The 10,673-nt window shown below is 72.3% G+C and carries 11 protein-coding genes; 8 read left to right on the forward strand and 3 right to left on the reverse strand.

Going from position 1 to position 10,673, the window contains the following annotated elements; all coding sequences use genetic code 11:
* Positions 1–435: 435 nt before the first annotated feature.
* The 3 genes from ABD358_RS20460 to ABD358_RS20470 form a co-directional block, all read right to left on the reverse strand.
* Positions 436–1,467 (reverse strand): COX15/CtaA family protein, encoded by a 1,032-nt coding sequence (locus ABD358_RS20460; protein WP_344632540.1) that lies wholly within the window; start codon positions 1,465–1,467, stop codon positions 436–438.
* 142 nt (positions 1,468–1,609) lie between these two features.
* Positions 1,610–2,338 (reverse strand): ABC transporter permease, encoded by a 729-nt coding sequence (locus tag ABD358_RS20465; RefSeq protein ID WP_344632647.1) that lies wholly within the window; start codon positions 2,336–2,338, stop codon positions 1,610–1,612.
* Positions 2,339–2,409: 71 nt separating this feature from the next.
* A complete protein-coding gene (locus tag ABD358_RS20470) occupies positions 2,410–3,336 on the reverse strand; it encodes an ABC transporter ATP-binding protein (protein ID WP_344632541.1) in 927 nt (308 codons plus the stop codon).
* Between the two features lie 242 nt (positions 3,337–3,578).
* On the opposite strand from ABD358_RS20470, the gene ABD358_RS20475 reads away from it, so the two are divergent.
* From ABD358_RS20475 to ABD358_RS20510, 8 genes are all read left to right on the forward strand, one after another.
* Positions 3,579–4,349, forward strand: a complete 771-nt coding sequence (locus ABD358_RS20475; RefSeq protein WP_344632542.1) for a helix-turn-helix transcriptional regulator — start codon at positions 3,579–3,581, stop codon at positions 4,347–4,349.
* Positions 4,346–5,767, forward strand: coding sequence for a Fe-S cluster assembly protein SufB (sufB, locus tag ABD358_RS20480; RefSeq protein ID WP_344632543.1), 1,422 nt, complete (start codon positions 4,346–4,348; stop codon positions 5,765–5,767). The genes ABD358_RS20475 and sufB overlap by 4 nt, the downstream gene beginning before the upstream one ends.
* A 263-nt stretch (positions 5,768–6,030) precedes the next feature.
* Entirely contained in the window at positions 6,031–7,212 is a 1,182-nt protein-coding gene (sufD, locus tag ABD358_RS20485) for a Fe-S cluster assembly protein SufD (RefSeq protein ID WP_344632544.1), read from the forward strand.
* Positions 7,209–7,568: a non-heme iron oxygenase ferredoxin subunit gene (locus ABD358_RS20490; protein ID WP_344632545.1), complete on the forward strand. Its 360-nt coding sequence runs from the start codon at positions 7,209–7,211 to the stop codon at positions 7,566–7,568. Before sufD ends, ABD358_RS20490 begins: the two co-directional genes overlap by 4 nt.
* Positions 7,569–7,574: 6 nt before the next feature.
* A complete protein-coding gene (sufC, locus tag ABD358_RS20495) occupies positions 7,575–8,339 on the forward strand; it encodes a Fe-S cluster assembly ATPase SufC (RefSeq protein WP_344632546.1) in 765 nt (254 codons plus the stop codon).
* 148 nt (positions 8,340–8,487) lie between these two features.
* Entirely contained in the window at positions 8,488–9,744 is a 1,257-nt protein-coding gene (locus ABD358_RS20500) for a cysteine desulfurase (protein ID WP_344632547.1), read from the forward strand.
* 47 nt (positions 9,745–9,791) lie between these two features.
* Positions 9,792–10,295, forward strand: a complete 504-nt coding sequence (sufU, locus tag ABD358_RS20505) for a Fe-S cluster assembly sulfur transfer protein SufU (RefSeq protein ID WP_344632548.1) — start codon at positions 9,792–9,794, stop codon at positions 10,293–10,295.
* Complete coding sequence (locus ABD358_RS20510) at positions 10,292–10,627, forward strand: metal-sulfur cluster assembly factor (protein WP_344632549.1); 336 nt, start codon at positions 10,292–10,294, stop codon at positions 10,625–10,627. Before sufU ends, ABD358_RS20510 begins: the two co-directional genes overlap by 4 nt.
* The last annotated feature ends 46 nt before the right edge of the window (positions 10,628–10,673 follow it).

Raw genomic sequence — 10,673 nt, forward strand, 5'->3', positions numbered from 1 at the left:
CCCCTGCGGGAGCCGAAGGGCTCCGGCCCGGCTCCGTGCTCCGGGGAGGGAGTCGGACGCCCGTCCACGGGGAACGCGCCGCCGGGCGGGTGCTGCCCGGCGGCGCGACGCTCCCGCCGGAGGGGGCCCGCCCCGTCCACCGCCCGCCCGGAGCCCCGCGACACCCGGCACCGGACTTTGGCGGAACCGATCCCGGGACGCACCGGATGCCGCCGCGCCGCCGCGGGCTTTCGGAACTCGTGCGGCCCGTCCGCGCCGGAGGCGGGTCCACGGCTCCACCGTCCGCGGCCGGCGTGCCCGCCTCCGGAAAACCGCGGACCGCGCAAGCCCGGGCCCTCCCCGCCGGAACCCCCGGCCCCGTACGGCAGCAGGCCCCCACGACCACCGCGGTGGTCGTGGGGGCCTGCTGCCGTACGGGGCCGCCCGGGGAAGCGCCTACCGGCCGGAGGCCGCGGCGGAAGCGGCCGGGGCGGCCGCTGCGGGCCGGCCGGGCACCGCGGCGGAGGCGGAGTCCGGGGCGGAGGCGTCCGCGGGCGGCAGGCCGCGCTCGCGCAGCGACAGCAGCATCCGCAGGACGGCGATCCACACCACGCAGGAGCCGAACAGGTGGAGTGCCACCAGCACCTCGGGCAGCTCGGTGAAGTACTGCACGTAGCCGATCACGCCCTGGGCCAGCAGCACCAGCAGGAGCTCCCGGGCGCGGCCGAGCGGGCCGCCGGGGGCGTCCACGGCGCGCAGCGCCAGCCACAGCAGCACCGTCAGGCCCACCACGGCCCAGGCGAGCAGGGCGTGCACCCGGGCGGTCGTCTCCCAGTCCACCCCCATGCGGGGCACGTCGCTGCTGTCGCCCGCGTGGGGGCCCGAACCGGTCACCATGGTGCCGACGACGACCAGCGCGGCGGCCGCCACCGTCAGCACCGCCGCGAGCTGCCTGAGCCGCGGCCCCGCCAGCGGACGCGGTCCCTCGTCGCCCTCGCGGGCGCGCAGCCAGGTCACCGTTGCGACGGTGAGCAGCGCGGTGGCGAGGAGGAAGTGGACGGCGACGGTGTACGGGTTCAGCTCCATCAGCACGGTCGCCCCGCCCATCAGGGCGTTGGCGACGACCAGCCAGAACTGCGCCCAGGCCAGCCGCGACAGGCTCCGGCGGCGCGGCTCGGCCGAGCGCACGGCGAGGATCGCCCAGCCGACGGCGGCGCACAGCACGTAGGTCAGCAGGCGGTTGCCGAACTCGATGGCGCCGTGGAGGCCCATCTCGGGCGTGGCGATCAGACTGTCGCCGCTGCACTTGGGCCAGGTCTCGCACCCCAGCCCCGAGCCGGTCAGCCGCACCACCCCACCGGTGACCACGATGACCACGCTCATCACGAGCGCGGTCAGGGTGGCGCGCTCCACGATGCGCTGGGTGGGGGTCCAGCGCCTGGCGACGTACGCGACGGGGTTCCGTGCGAGTTCGAGCAGATTGGGCACGGGCCCATCGTAGGCGCGGGCTTGTGCGAACTTTCACGAGGGGGCGGGGGAGGGGGTGTCGCCTTCCGCACACCGGCCGCCTCCTCGCCCGGACGGGGAGGCCCGCAAGGGGAGCCTCCCCCGGGGCGGGGCCCGCGCGGGGTCACTCCCAGCGGAAGAACCGGGCCGCGGCGGCCAGGCCCGCCACCGCCCACACCGCCAGGACCGCCAGGTTCCCCCACGGCGTCCCGGCGCCGTCGCGCAGCACGTCCCGCAGCCCGTCGGAGAGCGCGGAGATCGGCAGCCACTCCAGCACCGCGCGCGCCGGTTCGGGGAACCGCTCCAGCGGGACGACCACCCCGCCGCCGACCAGCAGCAGGACGAAGACCAGGTTCGCCCCCGCCAGCGTCGCCTCGGCCCGCAGCGTCCCGGCCATCAGCAGGCCCAGTCCGGAGAAGGCGGCCGTCCCGGCGATCAGCAGCAGCGCCACGGAGAGCGGGCTGCCGTGCGGCGACCAGCCCAGCGCGAGGGCGACCGAGGTCAGCAGCGCCACCTGGAGGACCTCGGTGATCAGCACCGCGCACGTCTTGGCGGTCATCAGCCCCCAGCGCGGCAGCGGGGAGGCGCCCAGCCGCTTGAGCACGCCGTAGCGCCGCTCGAAGCCGGTGGAGATGGCCTGGCCGGTGAAGGCGGTGGAGAGCACGGCCAGCGCCAGCACGCCCGGCGCGAGGAAGTCCACGCGCCCGCCGCCGCCGTCCGCGTCCGCGAGGTCCACGACGTCCACGGTGCCGAACAGCACCAGCAGCAGGGTGGGGATGACGATCGTCAGCAGCAGCTGCTCGCCGTGGCGCAGCAGCAGCCGCGTCTCCAGCGCGGCCTGCGCGGCGATCATCCGCGCCGTCGGCGCGGCGCCCGGGCGGGGGGCGTACGTGCCGTGCCCCGTGGTCTCGGTGGTCCTCGCGTTCACGACCGCAGCTCCTTGCCCGTCAGCTCCAGGAAGACGTCCTCCAGGGTGTGCCGCTCGACCGCGATGCCGTCCGGCAGCACCCCGTTCTGCGCGCACCAGGACGTCACGGTGGCCAGCATCTGGGGGTCCACGGAGCCGGTCAGCCGGTACGAGCCCGGGGCCGACTCGGCGGCGTCGGTGCCGGGGGGCAGCGCCTTGAGCAGCGAACCCAGGTCGAGTCCGGGGCGGCCGGTGAAGCGCAGCGTGTTCTCGGCGCCGCCGCGGCACAGCTCCTCGGGGCTGCCCCGGGCGATCACCCGCCCGTCGTCGATGATCGCGACGTCGTCGGCCAGCTCCTCGGCCTCGTCCATGAAGTGCGTGCTCAGCACCACCGTCACGCCGTCCGCCCGCAGCTCCCGCACCAGGTCCCAGGCGGCCCGGCGGGCCTGGGGGTCCAGGCCCGCGGTCGGCTCGTCGAGGAAGACCAGCTCCGGCCGCCCCACGACGGCCATGGCCAGGGCGAGCCGCTGCTGCTGGCCGCCGGACAGCCGCCGGTAGGGGGTGCGCCCGCAGCCCTCCAGCCCCAGGCGCGCGATCAGGGCGTCCACGTCCAGCGGATGGGCGTGGAGGGCCGCCATGTGGCGCAGCATCTCCGCGGCGCGGACGGTGGGGTAGACCCCGCCGCTCTGGAGCATCACGCCGATCCGGGGCCGCAGGGCGGCCGCGTCGGCGACCGGGTCGAGGCCCAGGACGCGGACGGTGCCCGCGTCGGGGCGGCGGTAGCCCTCGCACGTCTCGATGGTGGTGGTCTTCCCGGCCCCGTTGGGGCCCAGGACGGCGGTCACGGTGCCGCGCCGGACGGTGAGGTCCAGCCCGTTCACCGCGGTCCGGTCCCCGTACCGCTTCACCAGCCCTGTGACCTCGACGGCCGCCGTGTCTCGCATGGGGGCGAGTCTAGGGAGCGGCGGCCGCCGGCGGCGGTCCGGGGGCGTGCGGCGGTTCCGGACCGGCGGCGGGCCGCCGGGTAAGGCATGCCTTACGTGACGCATCCCATTCCGGCAGGTCAGAGCGTGGCTTGCCGCGTTCCTTCGAATTACGCAACAATAGCGTTGTGAAAAACGCGCGCCCGGCGGGACGGCGGTCCGGCCCGGTGGAACGGCACGGAAGTGAGGAGGCGCGGACGGTCATGGCGGCCCAGCACGGCACCGGCGACACGCGCGCCCCCGCGTCCCTCGCGCCGGACGAGCAGCACGGCACCCGCAACAGGGTCGCGCGGTCCATCCTCGACCACGGTCCCTCCACCGCGGCGGAACTGGCCCAGCGCCTGGAGCTGACCCAGGCCGCGGTCCGCCGCCACCTCGACGCCCTCGTCTCCGAGGGGGTCGTGGAGCCCCGCGAGAAGCGGGTCTACGGTTCGCGCGGCCGGGGCCGTCCGGCCAAGGTCTTCGCGCTCACCGACCGCGGCCGCGGCGCCTTCGACCAGGCGTACGACCAGCTCGCCGTCGACGCCATGCGCTGGATAGCGCAGGCGGCGGGCGGCGGCGAGAGGGGCCGGGCCGCGGTCGCGGCCTTCGCCCGCGCCAGGGTCGCGGCGCAGGCCGAGAGGTACCGCGCGGAGCTGGAACGGGCGGCGCCCGAGGACCGCGCCAGGGTGCTGGCCGAAGCCCTCTCCAGGGACGGGTACGCTGCCACTGCGCGCAGCACGCCCGCCGCAGGCGGGGAGCAGCTCTGCCAGCACCACTGCCCGGTGGCCCACGCCGCCGAACAGTTCCCGCAGCTGTGCGAGGCGGAGACCGAGGTCTTCTCCCGCCTGCTCGGCACCCATGTACAGCGTCTGGCCACCATCGCCCACGGCGACGGCGTGTGCACGACGTTCATCCCCGGGACCGTCCCCGGACCCACCCCCAAGACCACCACCACAGCATCTGCAAGCACAGCCGGGAGGAACCCCGCATGACTCTCCCCACGGAGACTGCCCACCCTGAGCTGGAGGGCCTGGGCAAGTACGAGTACGGCTGGGCCGACCCGGACGCCGCCGGCGCGTCGGCCAAGCGCGGCCTCTCCGAGGAGGTCGTCCGCGACATCTCGGCGAAGAAGTCCGAGCCGGAGTGGATGCTGCAGCGCCGCCTGAAGGCCCTGAAGCTCTTCGAGAAGAAGCCCATGCCGAACTGGGGGTCGGACCTCAGCGGCATCGACTTCGACAACATCAAGTACTTCGTGCGGTCCACCGAGAAGCAGGCGCAGTCCTGGGAGGACCTCCCGGAGGACATCAAGAACACCTACGACAAGCTGGGCATCCCCGAGGCGGAGAAGCAGCGCCTGGTGGCCGGCGTCGCCGCCCAGTACGAGTCCGAGGTGGTCTACCACCAGATCCGCGAGGACCTGGAGAAGCAGGGCGTCATCTTCCTGGACACCGACACGGCGCTCAAGGAGCACCCGGAGCTGTTCCAGGAGTACTTCGGCACCGTCATCCCGTCCGGCGACAACAAGTTCGCCGCGCTGAACACCGCGGTGTGGTCCGGCGGCTCGTTCATCTACGTGCCCAAGGGCGTCCACGTGGACATCCCGCTCCAGGCCTACTTCCGGATCAACACCGAGAACATGGGCCAGTTCGAGCGGACGCTGATCATCGTGGACGAGGACGCCTACGTCCACTACGTCGAGGGCTGCACCGCGCCGATCTACCAGTCGGACTCGCTGCACTCCGCGGTCGTGGAGATCATCGTCAAGAAGGGCGCCCGCTGCCGCTACACGACCATCCAGAACTGGTCGAACAACGTCTACAACCTGGTCACCAAGCGCGCCGTGGCCTACGAGGGCGCGACCATGGAGTGGGTCGACGGCAACATCGGCTCCAAGGTGACCATGAAGTACCCGGCCGTCTACCTGATGGGCGAGCACGCCAAGGGCGAGACCCTCTCCATCGCCTTCGCGGGCGAGGGCCAGCACCAGGACGCCGGCGCCAAGATGGTGCACATGGCGCCCAACACCTCCTCCAACATCGTCTCCAAGTCGGTGGCGCGGGGCGGCGGCCGCACCTCCTACCGCGGTCTGATCGAGATCGCCGAGGGCGCCGAGGGCTCCAAGTCCAACGTGCTGTGCGACGCGCTGCTGGTGGACACCGTCTCGCGCTCGGACACCTACCCGTACGTCGACGTCCGCGAGGACGACGTGACGATGGGCCACGAGGCGACGGTCTCCAAGGTCAGCGACGACCAGCTCTTCTACCTCATGCAGCGCGGCCTGTCCGAGGACGAGGCGATGGCGATGATCGTGCGCGGCTTCGTCGAGCCGATCGCCAAGGAACTCCCCATGGAGTACGCGCTGGAGCTGAACCGGCTGATCGAACTGCAGATGGAGGGCGCGGTCGGCTGACCGCCGGTCCAGGCCCGGTCGGCCGGCGGTCCCCCCGTCCGGCCGGCCGGTCCTCCGTCCGGCCGGTCCCCCGACCGGGACGGGCCGGACGGGCCCCAGGCCCACCCGTGTGATCGTGAGCGACCCGAAGGGGGCGCCGCGGCCGGGAGCGACGAGATCGAGTGCGGCGGGAAACCGGCGACGCGCGGCATCGAGGAGCCCCGGAAGCGGACCGGAGCCCCCGGAGGCGAGCGAACACAGAACCTAGGAGCAACACGACAGCCATGGCTGAGGCTCAGAACATTCCGGCGGGGTCCACGACCACCGGAGCGATCGCGGTGGCCGCGGAGTCCACCGTCGCCACGAGGATGAGCGCGCCGCCGTCCTTCGACGTGGCCGACTTCCCCGTCCCGCACGGCCGCGAGGAGGAGTGGCGCTTCACTCCCCTGGAGCGGCTGCGCGGCCTGCACGACGGCACCGCCACCGCGGACGGCGCCGTCAAGGCCGAGGTCTCCGCGCCCGACGGCGTGACCGTCGAGACCGTCGGCCGCGACGACTCCCGCCTCGGCCGGGCCGGCAAGCCCGTCGACCGGGTCGCGGCGCAGGCGTACAGCTCCTTCGAGAAGGCGACGGTCGTCACCGTGCCCAAGGAGACCGTGCTCGACGAGCCGATCCGGCTCAGCGTGCAGGGCCAGGGCGGGGTCTCCTTCGGCCACACCGTCTTCGAGCTGGGGGCCTTCGCCGAGGCCGTGGTCGTCATCGACCACACCGGCGACGGCGTGCGCGCCGCCAACGTCGAGTACGTGCTCGGCGACGGCGCCAAGCTCACGGTCGTCTCCGTCCAGGACTGGGACGACACGGCCGTGCACTGCTCCCAGCACAGCGCGCTCGTCGGCCGCGACGCCACGTTCAAGTCCGTGGTCGTCACCTTCGGCGGCGACCTGGTGCGCCTCCACCCGCGCGTCAACTACGCGGGCCCGGGCGGCGAGGCCGAGCTGTACGGCCTGTACTTCACCGACGACGGCCAGCACCAGGAGCACCGGCTCTTCGTCGACCACGAGACGCCGAACTGCCGCAGCAACGTCGTCTACAAGGGCGCCCTCCAGGGCCGGGACGCGCACGCGGTGTGGATCGGCGACGTGCTGATCCGCGCCTCGGCCCTGGGCACCGACACCTACGAGCTCAACCGCAACCTCGTCCTCACCGACGGCGCGCGGGTGGACTCGGTCCCCAACCTGGAGATCGAGACCGGCGAGATCGTCGGCGCCGGCCACGCCTCGGCCACCGGCCGCTTCGACGACGAGCAGCTCTTCTACCTGATGGCCCGCGGCGTCCCGGAGAAGGAGGCCCGCCGTCTGGTGGTGCGCGGCTTCTTCGCCGAGCTGGTCCAGCAGATCGGCCTGCCGGACCTCCAGGACCGCCTGATCGCCAAGATCGAGGAAGAGCTGGAGGAGTCGGTCGCATGAGCGCCGAGGAAGCCACGGCCGGCGCGGGGGGTTTCGTCCGCGTCGCCGCGCTCGGCGAGCTGGAGGAGGACACCCCCAAGAGGGTGGAGGTCGCCGGCACGCCGGTCTCGCTCGTCCGCACCGAGGGCGAGGTCTTCGCGATCCACGACATCTGCTCGCACGCGAACGTCTCCCTGTCCGAGGGCGAGGTGGAGGACTGCCAGATCGAGTGCTGGCTGCACGGCTCCAGCTTCGACCTGCGCACCGGGAAGCCCTCGGGCCCGCCCGCCACGCGTCCCGTCCCCGTATACCCCGTCAAGATCGAAGGAGACGGCCCCGACGCGGCTGTGCTCGTCTCCGTCACCCAGGAGTCCTGAAGCCCCATGGCAACGCTTGAGATCCACGACCTGCACGTCTCCGTCGAGGCCGAGAACGGCCCCCGGGAGATCCTGCGCGGCGTCGACCTGACCGTGAAGCAGGGCGAGACGCACGCGATCATGGGCCCCAACGGCTCCGGAAAGTCCACCCTCGCCTACTCGCTGGCGGGCCACCCGAAGTACACCATCACCGGCGGCACCGTCACCCTGGACGGCGAGGACGTCCTGGAGATGTCGGTGGACGAGCGCGCCCGCGCCGGTCTCTTCCTCGCCATGCAGTACCCGGTCGAGGTCCCCGGGGTGTCCGTCTCCAACTTCCTGCGCACCGCCGCCACCGCCATCCGCGGCGAGGCCCCCAAGCTGCGCACCTGGGTCAAGGAGGTCAAGGAGGCCATGGAGCGCCTCCACATCGACCCCTCCTTCGCCGAGCGGAACGTCAACGAGGGCTTCTCCGGCGGTGAGAAGAAGCGCCACGAGATCCTCCAGCTGGAGCTGCTCAGGCCCAAGGTCGCGATCCTCGACGAGACCGACTCCGGCCTGGACGTGGACGCCCTGCGCATCGTCTCCGAGGGCGTGAACCGCGTCCGCTCCACCGGTGAGGTCGGCACCCTGCTGATCACCCACTACACGCGTATCCTGCGCTACATCAAGCCCGACCACGTCCACGTCTTCGCGGCCGGACGGATCGCCGAGTCCGGCGGCCCGGAGCTGGCGGACAAGCTGGAGGAAGAGGGCTACGAGGCCTATGTGAAGGGCGGCCAGGCCGCGTGACACCCACGCGCCGGGCCACCGCGGACCAGCGGGCCACCGACCGTCCCGCCCGGCCCCGCCGGGCGGGTGCCAGCACCACGCCCCCGGCCTCGCGGCCGGGGGCCGTCCCCGGCCGCCCGAGCGGCGGGGCGAACGGAGGAACAAGGGCGTGACACAGCTGCCGGGCCTTCTCGACACAGAGGCGATCCGCAAGGACTTCCCCCTCCTGGACCGCACGGTCCACGACGGCAGGAAGATCGTGTACCTGGACAACGCGGCGACCTCGCAGAAGCCGAACCAGGTGCTGGACGTGCTGAACGACTACTACGCGCGGCACAACGCCAACGTCCACCGCGGTGTGCACGTGCTCGCCGAGGAGGCCACGGCGCTGTACGAGGGCGCGCGGGACAAGGTCGCCGCCTTCGTCAACGCCCCGAGCCGCGACGAGGTGATCTTCACCAAGAACGCCTCGGAGTCGCTCAACCTCGTGGCGAACATGCTCGGCTGGGCGGACGAGCCGTACCGCGTCGACGACCGGACCGAGATCGTCATCACGGAGATGGAGCACCACTCCAACATCGTGCCGTGGCAGCTGCTGGCGCAGCGCACGGGCGCGAAGCTGAAGTGGTTCGGCCTCACCGACGACGGGCGCCTGGACCTGTCGAACATCGAGGAGGTCATCACCGAGCGGACCAAGGTCGTCTCGTTCGTGCTGGTCTCCAACATCCTGGGCACGGTCAACCCGGTCGAGACGATCGTCCGCCGCGCCCAGGACGTCGGCGCCCTCGTGGTGGTCGACGCCTCCCAGGCCGCCCCGCACATGCCGCTGGACGTGCAGGCGCTCCAGGCCGACTTCGTGGCCTTCACCGGCCACAAGATGTGCGGCCCGACCGGCATCGGCGTGCTGTGGGGACGGCAGGAGCTGCTGGAGGACCTGCCGCCGTTCCTCGGCGGCGGCGAGATGATCGAGACCGTCTCGATGCACTCCTCCACCTACGCCCCCGCCCCGCACAAGTTCGAGGCGGGCACCCCGCCGATCGCCCAGGCCGTCGGGCTGGGCGCGGCGGTGGACTACCTCACGTCGGTCGGCATGGACCGCATCGCCGCCCACGAGCACGCGATCACCGAGTACGCGGTCTCCCGGCTGCGGGAGGTCCCCGGTCTGAGGATCATCGGTCCGGCCACGGCCGAGGACCGGGGCGCGGCGATCTCCTTCACGCTGGGCGACATCCACCCCCACGACGTGGGACAGGTCCTCGACGAGCAGGGCATCGCCGTCCGGGTCGGCCACCACTGCGCCCGGCCCGTCTGCCTGCGGTACGGGGTTCCGGCGACCACACGGGCGTCGTTCTACCTGTACTCCACTCCCGCCGAGGTCGACGCCCTGGTGGAGGGTCTGGAACATGTGCGGAACTTCTTCGGTTGATGTTCCGTGACCCCATGACGGACGACTGCAGCGGCTGAAGGTGACTCGTGAAGCTCGACTCCATGTACCAGGACGTGATCCTGGACCACTACAAGCACCCGCACGGACGGGGGCTCCGCGACGGCGACGCCGAGGTGCACCACGTCAACCCGACGTGCGGTGACGAGGTCACGCTGCGGGTGAGGCTGGACGGCTCCACCATCGCGGACGTCAGCTACGAGGGGCAGGGCTGCTCCATCAGCCAGGCCAGCGCCTCGGTGCTGAACGAACTGCTGGTCGGCAAGGAGGTCGGCGAGGCCCGCAGGATCCAGGAGACCTTCCTGGAGCTGATGCAGTCCAAGGGCCGGATCGAACCGGACGACGCCATGGAGGAGATCCTGGAGGACGCGGTCGCGTTCGCGGGGGTCTCGAAGTACCCGGCGCGCGTCAAGTGCGCGCTGCTGAGCTGGATGGCATGGAAGGACGCCACCGCCCAGGCCCTGGGCGGCGGCTCCGCCGACACGAGGGCCGACGAAAAGGCCGGCGGAAAGGCCGAGGAGAGGACCGCATGAGCGAGACCCCGACCACGACGAAACCGGTGAGCGAGGACGAGGTCCGCGAGGCGCTCTACGACGTGGTGGACCCCGAGCTGGGCATCGACGTCGTCAACCTGGGCCTGGTCTACGGGATCCACATCGACGACGACAACAGCGTCACCCTGGACATGACCCTGACGTCCGCGGCCTGCCCGCTGACCGACGTGATCGAGGACCAGGCCCGGTCGGCCACCGACGGCCTGGTCAGCGAGCTGAGGATCAACTGGGTCTGGATGCCGCCGTGGGGCCCGGACAAGATCACCGACGAGGGGCGCGAGCAGCTCCGCGCGCTCGGCTTCAACGTCTGAGGTCGTCCCGCACCGCGAGGACGGCACGACGGGCACGACGAACCGC

It is taken from the genome of Streptomyces glaucosporus, assembly GCF_039533345.1.
In the GTDB taxonomy this organism is placed as follows: Bacteria; Actinomycetota; Actinomycetes; order Streptomycetales; family Streptomycetaceae; genus Streptomyces; species Streptomyces glaucosporus.